The sequence below is a fragment of the Dyella caseinilytica genome (assembly GCF_016865235.1).
GTDB lineage: Bacteria > Pseudomonadota > Gammaproteobacteria > Xanthomonadales > Rhodanobacteraceae > Dyella_B > Dyella_B caseinilytica.
In genome coordinates this window covers 3,232,702-3,249,295 of sequence record NZ_CP064030.1, presented here as the reverse complement: position 1 = coordinate 3,249,295, position 16,594 = coordinate 3,232,702, and the positions used below count along the sequence as shown (strand labels likewise).

At 61.6% G+C, this 16,594-nt stretch carries 14 protein-coding genes; 5 read left to right on the top strand and 9 right to left on the bottom strand.

Going from position 1 to position 16,594, the window contains the following annotated elements; all coding sequences use genetic code 11:
- Positions 1 to 108: 108 nt before the first annotated feature.
- The 7 genes from bamA to pyrH form a co-directional block, all read right to left on the bottom strand.
- Entirely contained in the window at positions 109 to 2,538 is a 2,430-nt protein-coding gene (gene bamA, locus ISN74_RS14150; RefSeq protein ID WP_188799847.1) for an outer membrane protein assembly factor BamA, read from the bottom strand.
- A 221-nt stretch (positions 2,539 to 2,759) separates the two neighbouring features.
- Positions 2,760 to 4,109, bottom strand: a complete 1,350-nt coding sequence (gene rseP / locus ISN74_RS14145) for an RIP metalloprotease RseP (protein ID WP_188799846.1) — start codon at positions 4,107 to 4,109, stop codon at positions 2,760 to 2,762.
- Positions 4,110 to 4,144: 35 nt separating this feature from the next.
- Positions 4,145 to 5,317 carry a 1-deoxy-D-xylulose-5-phosphate reductoisomerase gene (locus tag ISN74_RS14140; protein ID WP_308420766.1) on the bottom strand — a complete coding sequence of 391 codons (1,173 nt, stop codon included), beginning with the start codon at positions 5,315 to 5,317 and terminating at the stop codon, positions 4,145 to 4,147.
- A gap of 10 nt (positions 5,318 to 5,327) precedes the next feature.
- Positions 5,328 to 6,149, bottom strand: coding sequence for a phosphatidate cytidylyltransferase (locus ISN74_RS14135; RefSeq protein ID WP_188799845.1), 822 nt, complete (start codon positions 6,147 to 6,149; stop codon positions 5,328 to 5,330).
- 16 nt (positions 6,150 to 6,165) lie between these two features.
- Positions 6,166 to 6,903 (bottom strand): polyprenyl diphosphate synthase, encoded by a 738-nt coding sequence (gene uppS, locus ISN74_RS14130; protein ID WP_188799844.1) that lies wholly within the window; start codon positions 6,901 to 6,903, stop codon positions 6,166 to 6,168.
- A 309-nt stretch (positions 6,904 to 7,212) separates the two neighbouring features.
- Positions 7,213 to 7,770, bottom strand: coding sequence for a ribosome recycling factor (gene frr / locus ISN74_RS14125; protein ID WP_188799843.1), 558 nt, complete (start codon positions 7,768 to 7,770; stop codon positions 7,213 to 7,215).
- 112 nt (positions 7,771 to 7,882) lie between these two features.
- A complete protein-coding gene (gene pyrH / locus ISN74_RS14120) occupies positions 7,883 to 8,605 on the bottom strand; it encodes a UMP kinase (RefSeq protein WP_188799842.1) in 723 nt (240 codons plus the stop codon).
- Between the two features lie 114 nt (positions 8,606 to 8,719).
- On the opposite strand from pyrH, the gene ISN74_RS14115 reads away from it, so the two are divergent.
- Positions 8,720 to 9,112 (top strand): VOC family protein, encoded by a 393-nt coding sequence (locus ISN74_RS14115; protein WP_188799841.1) that lies wholly within the window; start codon positions 8,720 to 8,722, stop codon positions 9,110 to 9,112.
- A 93-nt stretch (positions 9,113 to 9,205) separates the two neighbouring features.
- Here the strand turns inward: ISN74_RS14115 and tsf are convergent, their stop codons facing one another.
- The gene (tsf, locus tag ISN74_RS14110) at positions 9,206 to 10,084 is read right to left on the bottom strand and encodes a translation elongation factor Ts (RefSeq protein WP_188799840.1); all 879 of its coding nucleotides are present in this window, start codon (positions 10,082 to 10,084) and stop codon (positions 9,206 to 9,208) included.
- Positions 10,085 to 10,147: 63 nt separating this feature from the next.
- Positions 10,148 to 11,050: a 30S ribosomal protein S2 gene (gene rpsB / locus ISN74_RS14105; RefSeq protein WP_188799839.1), complete on the bottom strand. Its 903-nt coding sequence runs from the start codon at positions 11,048 to 11,050 to the stop codon at positions 10,148 to 10,150.
- Positions 11,051 to 11,359: 309 nt separating this feature from the next.
- Here rpsB and map point away from each other — a divergent pair, with 309 nt between their 5' ends.
- From map to dapD, 4 genes are all read left to right on the top strand, one after another.
- Positions 11,360 to 12,124, top strand: a complete 765-nt coding sequence (gene map, locus ISN74_RS14100; RefSeq protein WP_188799838.1) for a type I methionyl aminopeptidase — start codon at positions 11,360 to 11,362, stop codon at positions 12,122 to 12,124.
- A gap of 143 nt (positions 12,125 to 12,267) precedes the next feature.
- Positions 12,268 to 14,916 (top strand): [protein-PII] uridylyltransferase, encoded by a 2,649-nt coding sequence (gene glnD, locus ISN74_RS14095; protein ID WP_188799837.1) that lies wholly within the window; start codon positions 12,268 to 12,270, stop codon positions 14,914 to 14,916.
- Positions 14,917 to 15,193: 277 nt separating this feature from the next.
- A complete protein-coding gene (locus ISN74_RS14090) occupies positions 15,194 to 15,682 on the top strand; it encodes a PepSY domain-containing protein (RefSeq protein ID WP_188799836.1) in 489 nt (162 codons plus the stop codon).
- An 82-nt stretch (positions 15,683 to 15,764) separates the two neighbouring features.
- Positions 15,765 to 16,592 carry a 2,3,4,5-tetrahydropyridine-2,6-dicarboxylate N-succinyltransferase gene (gene dapD, locus ISN74_RS14085; protein WP_188799835.1) on the top strand — a complete coding sequence of 276 codons (828 nt, stop codon included), beginning with the start codon at positions 15,765 to 15,767 and terminating at the stop codon, positions 16,590 to 16,592.
- Positions 16,593 to 16,594: the final 2 nt, after the last annotated feature.

The window sequence follows — 16,594 nt, the reverse complement described above, 5'->3', positions numbered from 1 at the left end:
ATGCGCAGCATTGTAGGGGCTCAGTCCCTGCCGTGCGCAGCAACTTGCGAGTCTAAAAGAAAGCGCGGCATAGCCGCGCTTTCCATAGGCATGTTCCCGCAGGTCAGTTTAGAACTGGCTGCCGAAGGTGAACTGGATGCGTTCTTCGTACTGGCTGTCGCCTACCTGCGTACGGAACGGGAAGCCCAGGCTGATGATCAGCGGACCGATCGGTGCCTGCCAGTGCAGCGACACACCGGCCGATGCATCGAGCTGCTTGGCGCTGAAGTTCTGGATGGTCGAGTAGGCCTGGCCGACGTCCATGAACAACGACACGCGTGCGGTGTTGATGTCCTTCAGGAACGGCAGCGGCAGGTAGACTTCTGCCGTACCCAGCACCTTGAAGGCACCACCGATCGGCTGCGCGTAGCTGTAGGTGCTGTTTGCGCAGTAGCCGTTGACGGGCTGGATCGGACCGCCAGTCGAGGTCGAGCCTGCGCAGGCTCGCGGACCCAGCGTGTTGTCTTGGAAGCCACGCAGGTCGGTCACACCGCCGGCGTAGAAGTTCATCCAGAACGGGAAGGTGATCGCCTGACCGGCCTTGTACCCAACATTGGCAGAAGGATCGTAATCCGCGGTGGTGCTGGTGAAGGTCTTGCCGCCGTAGGTGTCGCCGTAACCGACCTTGCCGTCCAGATACAGCACGAAACCGCCGCCGATCGGCCAGTAGTGATTGGCTTCGCCGTTGAAGGTCCAGTACTGCACGGTCGAGCCGGGCAGCGCCGCGCTGACCGTTGCCGTCAGCTGGCCGCCGTGTGTGGGCGCCCAGTACGAGTTGCGCGTGTCATGCACCCAGCTCAACGAACCGGTCCACGAATGGATGGTGTTGTGGCCCAGCGCGTTCATGTAGTCGATCAATATCTGCGGCGTATAGCCTGCGTAGGTATTGATCTTGGTGCTGCCGATACCCAGGCTGCCGCTCAAGCGATCGAAGTCGGTAACCGGGATGGTCAGCGTGGTGGAGAACGACTTGGTGCTGTTCGAATAGCTGGCGTACTGGCTGCCCAGGTCGCTGTAGTCGGCGCGCGAGAACGATGCGTTGTAGCCGAGGCCGATGCCGTTGTCGGTCAGATACGGAGTGGAGTAGCCCGCATTGATCTGGGTGAGGTAGTCGCTGCGCTCGGCGCCGATGGTGAAGCGGTCGCCCGTGCCGAGGAAGTTGTTCTGCGATACCGAGCTGGACAGGATGATGCCCGAGTACTGTGAATAACCCACACCGAAGGTCAGGCTGCCGGCGGACTGCTCTTCCACCTTCACCGTCAGGTCGACTTCGTCATCCGTGCCCGGCACGGTCTGCTTGTCGATGGTGACGGTCTTGAAGAAGCCCAGCTGCTGCAGGCGAATCTTGGAACGGTCGATGGCCGCCTGCGAATACCAGGAGCCTTCGAGCTGGCGCATTTCACGGCGCAGCACGTCGTCTTCGGTGCGGGTGTTGCCCTGGAAGATGACGCGGCGAACATACACGCGCGGACCCGGCTGGATGTACCAGGTGATGTCAGCGGTGTGCTTTTCTTTGTCGAGCTTGGGAACCGAGTTCACCTTGGCGAAGGCATAACCGATGTTGGCCAACAGGGCCTTGATCGAATCGGAGGTGGCCTCGATCGCGCGGCGGTTGAACAAGTCGCCATTCTTCACGAACACCAGCTTGCGCAGCGTGTCTTCCGGCAGGATCAGCTGGCCGAGCAGATGCGTATCGGAAATGTGGTAGATGTCGCCTTGGGTGACGTCGGCAGCGATGTACATCGCGCGCTTGTCGGGCGCGATGGTGACCTGGGTCGAGTCGATGCCGAAGTCAGCGTAGCCGCGATCCATGTAGTAGGACTGCAGCTTCTTCAGGTCGCCGGACAACTTGTCCTGCGAATACTGGTCGTTCTTCGAATACCAGGACAGCCAGTTGGTGGTGCCTGATTCGAAATCGCTTTCGATGTCTTTGGTGGTGAACGCCGTGTTGCCGACGATGTTCACTTCTTTGAGCTTGGCGACCTTGCCTTCGCGGATTTCAATGTCGATGGCGACGCGGTTGCGATCCAACTGGGTCACGTGTGGGCTGACCGACACGTTGTACTTGCCGCGGTTGTAGTACTGGCGGATCAGTTCCTGCTGCACGCGATCAAGCGCGAGGCGGTCGAAGGTTTCGCCTTCGGAGAGGCCGATATCCTTCAGACCCTTCTTCAGGTCGTCAGTCTTGATGTCGTTGTTGCCGCGGATGGTCAACTTGGTGATCGACGGACGTTCGACCACCTTCACCACCAGGATGTCGCCATCGCGCTCCAGCTCCACATCGCTGAAGAACTTGGTGTTGTAGAGGGCGCGGATGGCCTGCTGGGCTTCCTCGTTGGTGAGGCGGTCCCCTTTGTTGATCTGCAGGTAGTTGAACACCGTACCGGCAGAGATGCGGCTGAGGCCTTCGATACGGATATCGGAAACGACGAAAGGTTCGAGAGCGAGCACGCTCGTAGAAAGGGAGGCAAGCAGGATCAGGGCGGCGATACGCTTCATCGTCGATTCCGTTGTGTTATTCGGACGGGCCGGCCATTAGGACCGGCCCGCTACATTTTTTTCCAAAGCCGGCATCATCCCGGCCTCGTATTTTCAACTGCACTACGCTTGGCATGCCCGGAGCGTTGACTCCGGACGCCGCGCGGTGCGGATGGGTTGCCACGCGATAAGGAGGCCGCGGCCAGCGTTCAACCGGAGGTTGTCAGCGGCGCGCATCCGTCTCACGAGGGCAGGATGATGCGATGGATGTCGTTGTAGAACGTCAACACCGTCAGCGTGACCAACAGAGCGAGACCCACGTACTGGCCCGCGATCATGGTCCGTTCGCTGACCGGGCTGCCTTTGATCAGCTCGATAAGGTAATACAGTAGGTGCCCGCCGTCCAAGATTGGTATGGGCAGCAGGTTGATGATCGCCAGGCTGAGCGACACCAGACCGAGGAATTCCAGGAACCGGTCCAGCCCGGCGTGGGCCGACATGTTGGCTGCCTGGGCGATGCCGACTATCCCGGAAATGTTCTTGGTCGAGGCTTCGCCCGACAGCATCTTGCCGACCATACCGAAGGTATCGGTGGTGCGCTGCCAGGTGAGGCTGAGCGATTCGGTCAGTGCTTTGAGCGGGCCATAGTGCTGGATCGCGGTTTCAAGCGGCTGCTGCGCTACGCCGATGACCCAATGCGGGGCGCCGCTACCGGAAGCATCCATGCGTGCGGTGACCGCGAAGTGCATCGGCTTGCCGTTGCGCAAGACGTCCAGGGACAGCGTCGGCGACTTCGCCGCATTGGCGACGATCTGCTTGCTGAGGTCGTCGAAGTTTTTTACGGCAATCCCGTCGACGCTTAGTACGTGATCACCGGCCTGCATACCCGCGGTGGCTGCCGGGTAACCGGGTGCCACCGTCGCTACGATGGCGGGCGCCGGCGCCGGCTCGATGCCGAGCTTGTCGAAGTATTGGCCGATGTCTTCGCCTGCTGGCAGGCGATTGAGCGGCAGGACGATTGAGCGCTGCGTACCATCGCTACCGCGAACCGTGATCGGTAGCGGTGTGCGGCTCAAGAGTGCGTTGGCGATCAGATCGGCCGAACCGCTCCACGTCATCACCGGCTCACCGCCGACGGTAAGCAGGCGATCGCCCGGCTGAATACCTGCCTGGGCTGCGAGACTTTGCGGCGCGGCTGACACAATGGGGGCGTAATCGGCGCGCCCCAACACGAACATCAGCCAGAACGCAGCAATGGTAAAGATGATGTTGAAGCCGGGACCGGCGGCAACGATGGCAATGCGCTTCCAGATCGGCTGCGCTGTGAACTCTTGATCACGCAGGGCGGGATCGACATCGCCCTCGCGGGCATCGAGCATCTTGACGTAGCCGCCCAGCGGGATTGCTGCGATCTGATATTCGGTGCCGTCGCGGCCGATGCGTTTCCAGATGGCGCGGCCGAAACCGACCGAGAAGCGCAGCACCTTCACGCCGCAACGGCGGGCGACCCAATAGTGTCCGAATTCGTGAAAGGTCACTAGCACGCCAAGCGTGACCAGCAACCAGAACACCGAGCCGAAAAAGGGATTCATCAAGTCAGGTACGTCTCTAGGGAACTCAAAGCTTATCAGCAAGCGTTGCGAAGTACCTGTCGGGCAGCCTCACGGGCGGTCCGGTGATGTTCGCGCAGGGTTTGGATATCGACCACGGACTGGGGCGGCAGTTCCGTCAAAACCTGCTCGATCAGATCGGCAATCGACAGAAAAGGCAGGGTGCCCGCCAGAAAGGCCTCCACGGCGACCGCGTTAGCGGCATTCAGGATGACGGGCGCGTCACCACCCGCCCGCAGCGCCTCGTAGGCGAGCGACAGGCAGCGGAAGGTGGCGAGATCCGGTTTCTCCAAGGGCGGCGGTACAGCGGCTTTGGCAGGCGGCTGGAGGCGATCCTCTGCATCGGCGGACTCTGGCCACGCCAATGCCCAGGAAAAGATGGCGTGCCCCTCTGAATGCCCTCGCCGGGCTTGCAGGGAGCCATCGGCAAACTCGACTTCAGTATGAGGCTGCCCCCAGGGGTGAAGCCGGGTTTCGATCTGGTCGGGTGTTATGTCGAACAGGGCATGGGCCGCGATGACTTGCTGGCCGTTTCGCATCTGGCTTGCCGCGTTCACGGCGTCACGGCGCGTCCATTCAAACTCTGCGGACTTACAGGTTTGCTCCGGCGTAACCGTCATCAGGGCCGCGCGGCCCAGCCCCCTGAATGGGCCGCCCGCGTCGGCGAGAGTCAAGCGCCGCACTTCATGCTGCGCCGGGGTTTGGCTCAGGCACCGCGAGGCGGCTTGCAACACCGGATCCAGTGGGATCAGCCTGCCGCCGCTTTCGGCCGCTGCCTGACGCAGCAACAAGCCGGCCATGGCGGCAGTTTCGAGGTTACCCAGTAGCACGTGCTTGCCAGTCCGCGCTGCCGCGAGGGCGGCTTCGATCCCGGTCCAGCCGGAGATCGCGATCACGGCGATATTGCATAGTGCTGAGGCGGCGGCATGAATCAGCGCGTGAGGCCCGCTGGCGATATCGCATCGCACCCCCGCACTTGCCAATCGGCGCGCCAGTTCGGCTTCCAGCGCTGCGTCCTCGATAATCGCGAGGCCTGGCTGGTGCAACGTGCACTGTTGTACCAGTGCGCTGACATGCCTATGGCTGCTCAGCACGCTGGCACGGTAGCGGTCTGGATGAAGCCGGATGAAGTCGAGCGCGCTCTGGCCGATCGCGCCGGTTGCATCAAGGACTGCAACCTGGCGAATCACGGAGTGCTACTCAGAAGCCCAGCAGCAGCTTGCCGAGGGCAAAGACCGGCAGGGCGGCGAAGACGCTGTCGAGACGATCGAGCAGCCCGCCATGACCTGGAAACAGCGCGCCGGAATCTTTCACGTTGGCGTGGCGCTTCATCAGGCTTTCCAGCAGATCGCCGACGATCGAGCTGGCCACGGTCACGACCGTCACGATGATCAGTCCGATCAGCCGTGCGTCACGCACCCCCAGCAGCCACCCGCCGGCAGCGATCGCCACGGAGCTGGTGACGAAGGCGCCATAGACGCCAGCCCAGGTCTTGCCGGGGCTGATCTGCGGAGCCAGCTTGCGCTTGCCGAAGAAACGCCCGGCGAAAAAGGCGCCGGTATCGGCAGCCCAGACCAGCAGCATCGCCAGGAACACCCAGATATGGCCGTGCGGCTCGCTGCCATGAATGCTCAGTGCGGCAACCCAGGCAGGAAAAATAACGAACAGTCCGGCGAACAGTTTCAGGTTGCGGTTTTCCGGCGTCGGCGCTGCGGCGAAGGCGAAATGGCGCAGCCACACACAGACCGTCAGCCACCACGCCACGCCAGCAACCATCAGCGCCGGCCACAACCATGTCGAAGCCCGCAGCAGCCACAGCACGACGAACAGCACGACGGCCGCGCCCAACACCACACCCCGGTTGCGGCGGCTTTTCATGCCGGACAGGCGCGTCCATTCCCACGTGGCCGCCAGAAAAGCGCCTGCCAGCAGCCAAGCGAAGATGTCTGTTGGCAGCAACAGGATCAGCAGGATGACTAGCGGGGCGAGGAGCAGGGCGGTAAGGACGCGCTGTCGCAGCATGACGACTCCTTAGTGATCAGGCCTGGGCGACCTGATCACCGGTTCGGCCAAAGCGGCGTTCACGGCGGGCAAAGTCATTGATGGCGTGCTGCAACGAGATCTGATTGAAATCGGGCCACAGCGTATCGGTGAAATACAGCTCCGCATAGGCCAGCTGCCACAACAGGAAATTGCTGACGCGGCGATCACCGCCGGTGCGAATGAAAAGATCCAGCGGCGGCAGTTCGCCCAGGCTGGTCCAGCGGTCGAACTCGGCTTCGTCGATAGCATCCACCTGCATGTCACCGCGCGCCACCGCGGTGGCGAGCTTGCGTGCTGCCTGCACGACATCCCAGCGGCCGCCATAGTTGACCGCGATGTTCATCTGCAGCTTCACGTTGCCGGCCGTACGCTTCATGGCTGCAAGCATGCGTTGCTGCAAAGGTTTGTCGAAAGCGTCCAGATCTCCGATGAAGCGCAGGCGCACACCGTTTTGGTCCAGCTCATCGACTTCTTTGTCGAGCGCGCGCACGAATAGATCCAGCAGCGCCCCCACTTCTTCTTCCGGCCGTTTCCAGTTCTCGCTGGAGAAGGCAAACAACGTCAGCGCCTCCACACCCTGGCGCAGGCAGCCTTCCACCACTTCGCGCACCGCTTTGCGGCCGGCGTTATGACCGAAGCTGCGCGGACGGTGGCGCGCTTTCGCCCAGCGGCCATTGCCATCCATCACGATGCCGATATGCCGAGGTATGTAGGTTTGCGGGGTCGTGGTCATGGATGGAGCGTAGCGTTAACGGCGCTGCTTGCCTCGCTGGAGCCGGTGCGGAAAACGTGTTCGTCAGAGAATGGCCATGTTTGATCGCTGCATGGCCTCTTCAGGGTGGAAAGCCGTCCCGGACAGATGCCTGAACGGCATGCAGGCATGGTATTTATCCGTCGCCTTTCAGGACTTCGCGGTAGCTTGCTATGGCCTGTCACCCGTTGCCCTCTCCCCGATCGAGAGCGTGGAATCGTGGTGCCGCGAAAATGCGTTTCCATAGGCTGGAAGCGGCGTTCATGCGGCACGCCTCACGATGGCGATGAATTACATCGCCATCAGTTCTTCTTCTTTGGCTTTCGCCACGGTGTCGACTTCTTTGACGAAGCGGTCGGTGAGCTTCTGGATCTCTTCGTCGGCCTTGCGCTCTTCGTCTTCGGTGATCTGCTTTTCTTTCAGCAGATCTTTGACGTGCTGCAAGGCGTCACGGCGCACATTGCGGATCGCGATCTTGGCGTTTTCGCCTTCGTGTGACACGTGCTTGGCCAGTTCGCGGCGGCGCTCTTCGGTAAGCGGCGGCATGTTCAGGCGAATCACCGTGCCGGCCGTGGTCGGCGTGATACCGATGTCCGAAGCCAGCAGGGCCTTTTCGATCGGAGCGACCATGTTCTTTTCGAAAGGCGTGATGACGATGGAGCGGCCGTCAGCGAGCGAAACCGATGCGACCTGGTTCAGCGCGGTATCCGAGCCGTAATAGGGCACCTTGATATGGTCGACCAGCGTGGTGCTGGCGCGGCCGGTGCGCAGGCGGGACAAGTCGTGCTTGAGGGCATCGATGCTCTTGCCCATGCGGGTCTGGGCATCGTTCTTGATGTCGTTGAGCATGAGGTAATCACCCGTTGGCGTGCAAGCCGGTCATTATAGCAGGGGGCAAAAAAGACAGGGTTAGGTAGCGAAGGGCAGGGTGCTCCCTCGCTGCCAGCCCTTTTTATTGGGTTTAGCTGGCGTCGACCAAGGTGCCGATCGGTTCGCCACGCATGATGCGCATCAGGTTGCCGGGAACGGTCATGTCGTAGATGCGCAAGGGCATGCGGTGGTCGCGGCACAGCGCGATGGCGGCAGTGTCCATCACGGCGAGCTTGCGTTCGATCACCTGGTCGTAGCTGAGCTGCTCGAAACGCTCGGCATCGTGGACCTTGGCTGGATCGGCGCTGTACACGCCATCGACCTTGGTGGCTTTGAGCAAGAGGTCCGCTCCGAGCTCGACCGCACGCAGCGCGGCGGCAGAATCGGTGGTGAAGAAGGGGTTGCCGGTACCGGCCGCGAACAGCGCGATACGACCCTTCTCGATGTGCCGGATGGCCCGGCGGCGGATGAAGTCCTCGGCCACGTCGTGGATCTGGATGGCGCTCATCACGCGTGCGAAGCCACCGCGCTTCTCGACGGCGTCCTGCATGGCCAGTGCGTTCATGACCGTGGCCAGCATGCCCATATGATCGCCGGTGACGCGGTCCATGCCGGCTGCCGCCAAGCCCGCGCCGCGGAAGATGTTGCCGCCGCCGATCACTACGCCGATCTGAATGCCGATACGCTGGATTTCAATGATTTCGTCGGCCAGGCGGCCGATCACTTTGGGGTCGATGCCGTAGTCGGCATCCCCCATCAATGCCTCGCCGGAGAGCTTGAGCAGGATGCGTCGGTACTTTAGCTGGTCGCTCATGAAGGCTCCGGATTGTGATGTGCAAAACGCGCGCATTGTAGCGGACCCTACCGCAGACGTCAGCGCGTCACAGATTTATGCTTCACACCGTAGTTACCGATGGGAGTCCGCTTCATGCAACACGCTATCGCCGCCATTGCACTGCTGGTGCGCGACTATGACGAGGCAATCGCGTTCTATACCGGCTGCCTCGACTTTGAATTGATCGAAGATACGCCACTGGGCGGCGGCAAGCGCTGGGTGCTGGTTTCGCCACCAGGGGCGCGGGAAACGAGGCTGCTGCTCGCCCAGGCAAGCAATGCTGAGCAGGATGCCAGCGTAGGCGAGCAGGCTGGGGGGCGAGTGTTCCTCTTTCTGCGCGTTGACGATTTCTATGCGCGTTATGAAGCGATGCGTTCGCGGGGCGTACGTTTTCTGGAATCGCCGCGCGAGGAGGCTTATGCGACCGTGGCGGTGTTTGAGGATCTGTATGGCAACAAGTGGGATTTGCTGCAGCCGCGCCAATGACCCATGCGCGCTCCGTGTGCCGGGAAGGGGCTCGGTATAAAACAAAAAAACCGCGATTTCTCGCGGCTTTTTTGTTTTCGTTGTGCTGAGGCGTCAGCCCTGCATCGCCTTCTGCACTTCAGCCAGATAGTCTTCTTGCACCTTCTCGATGCCTTCGCCCACAGCCAGGCGAGCCACAGAAATTACATCGGCGCCTTCCTTCTTCAGGGCGTCGCCAACGGTGACGTTGGTGTCCAGCACGTAAGGCTGGCCCAGCAGGGTGACTTCGGAAATGATTTTGCTGACCTTGCCGCCAACGATCTTTTCCAGGATTTCGGCCGGCTTGGCCTTTTCCTTCTCGGACATCTGGCTCAACGCGATGTCCTTTTCCTTGGCCAGGAATTCGGCCGGGACGTCTTCGGCGCGCACATAGGCCGGGTTCATGGCTGCCACGTGCATGGCGATGCCCTTGGCCAGGTCTTCCGAGCCGCCCTTGAGGGCCACCAGCACGCCGATACGGCCGCCGTGGATGTAGCTGGCGATCACGCCATCATGAGAGGCGCGCGCCATGCGGCGAACCTGGATGTTCTCACCGATGGTGGCGACCAGGCCCTTGGTGGCCTCTTCGATCGTACCGCCGGCTGGGTAGGCGGCAGCCTTCAGTGCATCGACGTCCTGTGCGCCGGACTTCAGCGCCACGTCGGCGACGTTGTTGCCGAAGGTCACGAAATCAGGGTTCTTTGCCACGAAATCGGTTTCGCTGTTCACTTCGACCAGCACGGCGCCGCCGTTGCCCTGGGCGGAGAAGATGCGGCCTTCGGCGGCTACGCGGCCAGCCTTCTTGTCGGCCTTGGCCAGGCCCGATTTACGCAGCCATTCCATGGCGACTTCGATGTCGCCATTGTTTTCGACCAGCGCCTTCTTGCACTCCATCATGCCAGCGCCGGAGCGCTCGCGGAGTTCCTTGACCAGTTGGGCGGAAATATCAGCCATTGAAAGTTCCTCGGGAATCTTGGATGTGTCGTGGCGGCGATACCGCCACGACAGCGGACAGACTTAGTCGGCGTCGCCGGCACCTGTGGTGTCCTGCGCGCGGCCGCCACGGCCGCCACGGCCACCGCGACGGTCGTCGCGATCACCGCCACGCGGGCCGCCCTTCTTGGCCGGCGCATTGCGGCGCGGGGCGGCGGCGCGGCGATCATCTTCCTTGGCGACCGGGTTGCCTTCTTCGTCCAGTTCGACGAATTCGTTGGCATCACCCTGGGCAGCGGCCGGAGCGGCAGCCTTGCCTTCGAGGATCGAGTCGGCGGCGGCGCGGGCGTACAGCTGGATCGCGCGGATGGCGTCGTCGTTGCCCGGGATGGCGTAATCCACCAGTTCCGGGTTGTAGTTGGTGTCGACCACGGCGATCACCGGGATGCCGAGCTTCTTGGCTTCCTGCACGGCGATGTTTTCATGGCCGATATCGACCACGAACAGGGCGTCGGGCAGACGATTCATGTTCTTGATGCCGCCCAGCGAGTTTTCCAGCTTGGCGCGCTCGCGGCGACGGGCCAGCACTTCGTGCTTGACCAGCTTGTCGAAGCTACCGTCGGTTTCGGCGGCTTCCAGCTCCTTCAGGCGGCCAACGGACTGCTTGACGGTGCGGAAGTTGGTCAGCATGCCGCCGAGCCAACGGGCGGTGACGAAGGGCATGCCGGCGCGGCCGGCTTCTTCAGCCAGGGCCTCACGGGCGGAGCGCTTGGTGCCGACGAACAGCACGGTGCCGCGCTTCTGGGCGATCGCCGACAGGAAGTTCATCGCGTCGGTGAACAGCGGCAGCGTCTTTTCGAGGTTGATGATGTGGATCTTGCCGCGCGCGCCAAAGATGTACGGGGCCATCTTCGGGTTCCAGTAGCGGGTCTGGTGACCGAAATGCACGCCAGCTTCCAGCATCTGACGCATGGTGACTTGAGCCATGGTATTACTCCTGCAGTGGGCCTTTTTTGAGTGGCCCAGGGGTTGGGACCTCCACATATCCCCGGCTTCGACCGCGACGCCCATGGCTTAAATGGGTCAGCGCGGCACCCCGAAGACGGTGCCGATATGTGTGTGGCGTTAGTTGGGGTTGTACCGCAGCGCGGTTACAATCCGGGTTCGCTTTGCGCCGTGCGGGCCATCAAAATGGCCAGGAGCGGTCTGCAAAACCCGGAAAGTATAACCGGGACCACCGCTTCGCGGCAAGTTACTGGTTTTTGACGACTTTGCCGCCATATGACGATTGTGATTATGGCAATTACCCTCAAATCCGCTGAAGACCTTGAAGGCATGCGTGTCGCCGGCCAGTTGGCGGCCGAAGTGCTGGCCATGCTCAAGGAGCACGTCAAACCCGGTGTGACCACCGAGGACCTGGATCGGCTGGCCTACGAGCACATTGTGAATGTGCAGAAGGCGATCCCGGCCAATGTGGGCTACCACGGCTTCCCCAAGACTCTGTGCACCTCGGTCAACCATGTGATCTGCCACGGCATTCCCAGCCCGGGCAAGGTCCTGAAGGATGGCGACATCATCAATCTCGACGTGACCGTCATCAAAGATGGCTGGCACGGCGATACCAGCCGCATGTACTACGTGGGCACGCCCGGCGTGCTGGCCAAGCGCCTGGTGGACACCACCCACGAGGCGATGATGCGCGGCATCCAGTCGGTGCGCCCGGGCGCAACCCTGGGCGATGTGGGACACGCCATCCAGAAGCACGCGGAGGCGGCGGGTTTTTCGATCGTGCGCGAATACTGCGGACACGGCATCGGCAAGGTCTATCACGATGAGCCGCAGGTACTGCATTACGGCAAGCCTGGCACGGGCGTGGTACTGCAGAAGGGCATGACTTTCACGGTCGAGCCGATGGTCAATGCCGGCAAGCCGCACACCAAACAGTTGCCGGATGGCTGGACCGTCGTGACCAAAGATCACTCGCTCTCCGCACAGTGGGAGCACACCATTGCGGTGACCGACGACGGTTTCGAGATCCTCACGCCCTGGCCGGATGCTTGATGAGAGGTTGCGGGCGTGGGATCTATCTCGCCCGTATGCCGCGAATTTCGGCGGATTGCAAAATTTCGGATTGGCTTGCGCTCTTTGGCTGGCGATATGAGTAGGCTTGTATCGTTGACCCTTGCGCGCGTGTTGTCCTGCTCATGACTGCATCTACTGTCACGCTTCCTCCGCTACCCCGTTTGCCGGTCGCTGTTCCTCGCTCGGGTGTTTCGAGTGAAGCGCGGCGTGCACTGCGGCAATTGCTGGGGGACCTGGATCGGGCCATTGCAGTAGCGTTTCGTGATGGCGCCGACGCCAGCGAACTGGCCCGGCGGCGCAGTGATTCGGCCACGCGCATCGTGGCGCACGTCTGGACCGCCTGCCTTGGCGATGTCGCGGACGCGGCACTGTTTGCGATCGGCGGTTTCGGACGCGGCCTGCTGTTTCCGTATTCCGATATCGATCTGCTGGCACTGGTCGAGCAGCCAGATGCGGCGCGCTTGCGCGCGCTCGAGCAATGTTTTGCCACCTTGTGGGATATCGGATTGAAAGTCGGCCACGCGGTGCGCGATTCCGCGCAGTGCCGGACACTGGCGGCAGCCGAAGCGAGTGTCTTCACCAGTTTGCTCGATGCGCGCCGTCTTGCGGGCGATGCCGCACTCGATGCAAGACTGCGCGCGATTGTCGATGCTCCCGACATGTGGCCCCCGCACGACTATTTGCTTGCGCGCCTGGCCGAACGAGACGCGCGACATGCTCGCTACGACGACACCGCCTACAACCTCGAACCCAATTTGAAGGACGGTCCTGGCGGACTACGCACGCTCGATTCGCTGCGCTGGCTCGGCAAGCGTCTGGCGCACGCCAGTGATTTTCCTGACATGGTGACCGAAGGCCTGCTCGATCCGGCCGAATGCGACACCCTGCTGCAGGCGGAAGCCACACTGCGTCGCTACCGTTTCGCCTTGCATCTGGAAGCGGGCAGGCCGGAAGAACGGCTGCTATTCGATTATCAGCGCGCGATCGCAGCGAGGCTGGGTTTCGAAGACGAGCATGAGAAAAATCTCGGCGTCGAACAATTTATGCAGGGCTATTACCGTGCGGCGAGCCAGGTGGAACGCCTTGGTATCCAGATAGCCGAACGCTTCGAGGAAATGCTCGAACCGCCGAGCGCCGTTCAGCCGGTTGGCGCGGATTTCATTCGCTACGGTGCGCGCATGGCGGTGCGCGATCCGGATCTCTTCGCCCGCCGCCCCTCCGCGCTGGTGGATATCTTCATCGCGCGCCTGGACGAAAAGGGCGTGATCGGCTTCACCGCCGACACCATGCGCCGCATCCATCAGGCAACCGCAGCCCTGGATGGCAGGCTGGCGGATGATCCGCAGGTGCTCGCGTCCTTCCTGCGTTTGCTGCGTCGTGGCGCACCGGCAGTGGATGCGCTGTGGCGTATGAATCGCCACGGTTTGCTGGCGGCGATTCTTCCTGCGTTTGGCAAAGTGTTCGGGCGCATGCAATACGACTTGTTTCATGTCTATACCGTGGACGAACACACCTTGCGCGTACTGCGCAATGTTGCGCGTTTTGCCGATCCTGTTACGCAGGCTGAATTTCCGCTCGCTTGCGAAGTGTGGACGACGCTGCCCAAGCCGGAAGTGCTGTTGTTGGCAGCGCTGTTTCATGACATTGCCAAAGGGCGTGGTGGCGATCACTCCGTGCTGGGCGAGGAAGATGCGCGGGCATTCGGCAACAAAGTTGGCTTGGCAGAAGAAGATATCGAACGCGTCGCCTGGCTGGTGCGCTGGCACTTGTTGATGAGTACCACAGCACAGCGCCAGGACATTACCGATCCGGATGTCGTGCATCGATTTGCTGAAGCTGTCGGCGGCCGCGAGCGCCTTGGACAGCTTTACCTGTTGACCATCGCCGACATCATCGGCACCAGTCCACGTTTGTGGAACGCTTGGAAAGACCGTTTGCTGGCAGATCTCTATACCGCCACACGCTACGCCTTGCGACGCGACGCCAAGCCTTCGGCCGGCGCTGCCGTGCGCGCACAAAGCTGTCGCGAACAGGCGCTGGCGTTGCTGGTGGCAGATGGCAAGCCTGCCGAAGCGGTAGTGCGGATCTGGGATACCTTCCCGATGGTGAGCTTCCTGCGCCACCGCCCAGAGCAGATTGCCTGGCAGACCACAGCGATCTTGCAAGGAGAGGGCAAGTTGCCGCTGATCGCGGTGAATCCTCTGTCGGTACGCGGGAGCACCGAGCTGTTTGTTTATGCGCCGGATCGCGACGGTTTGTTTGCGAACGTCACCGCCATGCTCGATCGCCTGCACTTTTCGGTGATGGAGGCGCGCGTGCTCAATTCACCCGATGGCAAGGCGATGGATACCTTCCTGTTGCTGGAAGCGGAAACCCAGAAGCCCGCCACGCAGGAGCGCGCGGAGGAGCTGCATCAGCGCCTGCAGCGCGCACTGGCGCAATCGGCACCGATCATGCCGTCCCGGCGCAGCATGTCGCGGCACCTGAAGCATTTTCAGATGACACCGCGCATCGACTTCAAGCAATCGGACGGCCGTACCCAGATGGCATTGGTCTGCAGTGACCGTCCCGGCCTGCTGGCTGCCGTGACGCAGGTGATGATGGCCTGCGAGGTGCGTGTGCACGATGCACGCATTGCCACTTTCGGCGAGCGGGTGGAGGATTTCTTCCAGCTCACCGATCGCAAGAACGCCCCTTTGAGCGAGACACAGCAACGTCGTCTGTGGCAGGCTTTGACCGAGCGGATCGGACCACAGAGCTTGTCCGCATAGCCCTGTCACCGGCACGGGCTGTGCGTAAGGGTGCTCTGATCCGTTCTGCGCAGGTGCCACCGGTTCTATCTATCCGTAGCCTTTGGCCCATCGCCTCGACAGACAGCCAGTCTGCCTTCGCCGATGGTGCGAACCGATAGAACCGGTGGCATCCACGCAGAACGGATCAGAGCATCCTGACAGCCTGGGATGATTTCCCGCGGGGCTGCGTCAGCGGCCTGTCATCGTCATTTTCTTTCAACCGTTTGGCTGATTTTGCCAAGAAGGCTGCGTGTCCATGTCTGTGTCTCACAAGATTCTCAAGATTGCCCGCCAGATCCATCTGTATCTTGGCGTTTTCATCGCCCCGGCACTGTTGTTCTTTGCACTCACCGGAGGGTTGCAGGTATTCAGCCTGCACGAAACTACCCGCGGCAGCGATTACAAGCCGCCCGCCTGGCTGGTGACGATGGCCCAGTTGCACAAGAAACAAACCACCGCCGTGCGCAAACGCCCCGTGGATGCTGGCAATCATGCACCCGAGGTGGCGGTCTCCGCGCCCGCTGCCAATCCCGCGCCGCCGATGCCTGCAAACATGGACATGCCACGGGCAGAGGCCAAGAATCCGCTGCCGTTGAAGATTTTCTCGGCGCTCGTCGCGCTGGGCCTGTTTATCTCGACGCTGCTCGGCATCTATATGGCTTACCGCTATACGCGCAAACCAGGGCTGATTACCGTCTTGCTGCTGGCCGGTTTCGTGGTACCTATCGTACTTGCACTGATTTGAGCGTTTTCGACAGCCCTATACATCCTCGCGAGGCGCATGGATGTAATCTTTGCCTTTCGGTCCGAACCACGAGTCTTTCCCCATGCAGTCCATCGAGAGCCTGATCAACGACGCCTTCGAGCGCCGCAACGACCTCACCCAGAGTGAAATCGAAACCCATCTGCGTCCGGCCCTGAGTCAGGTGATCGATCTGCTGGAATCCGGCGAGCAGCGTGTTGCCGCGCCAGATGGCAAAGGCGGCTGGGTCGTGAATCAATGGCTGAAGAAAGCCGTACTGCTCTACTTCCGCATCAACGGCAATCGCGTAGTGGATGGTGGTCCGGCGCTAGCTTTTGACAAAGTGCCGCTGCGTTTTGCGCACGGCAATGATGTGGAACTGGAGAATCTTGGTGCGCGCGTGGTGCCGGGTGCGCTGGTGCGCCGTGGTGCGCACGTGGCGAAGGACGCCGTGCTGATGCCGAGCTACGTCAACATCGGCGCCTATGTGGGTGCGGGCACGATGGTGGATACCTGGGCAACCGTGGGCTCTTGCGCACAGATTGGCGCTGGTGTGCATCTCTCCGGCGGCGTAGGTATCGGCGGCGTGCTGGAGCCGCTGCAGGCCAATCCCACCATCATCGAGGACAACTGCTTCATCGGCGCGCGTTCCGAAGTGGTGGAAGGCGTCGTGGTGGAGCGTGGAAGCGTGATCGGCATGGGTGTGTTCCTCGGCCAATCCACGCGCATCTATAACCGCGCCACGGGCGAGACGACCTACGGGCGCATTCCTGCGGGCAGTGTGGTCGTTGCTGGTAGTCTGCCTGCGAAAGATGGCAGTCACAGCCTTTATGCCGCCGTGATTGTCAAACAGGTGGACGAAAAGACACGCAGCAAGACCGGTATCAACGAGCTGCTCCGCAGCGCCGAATAAGC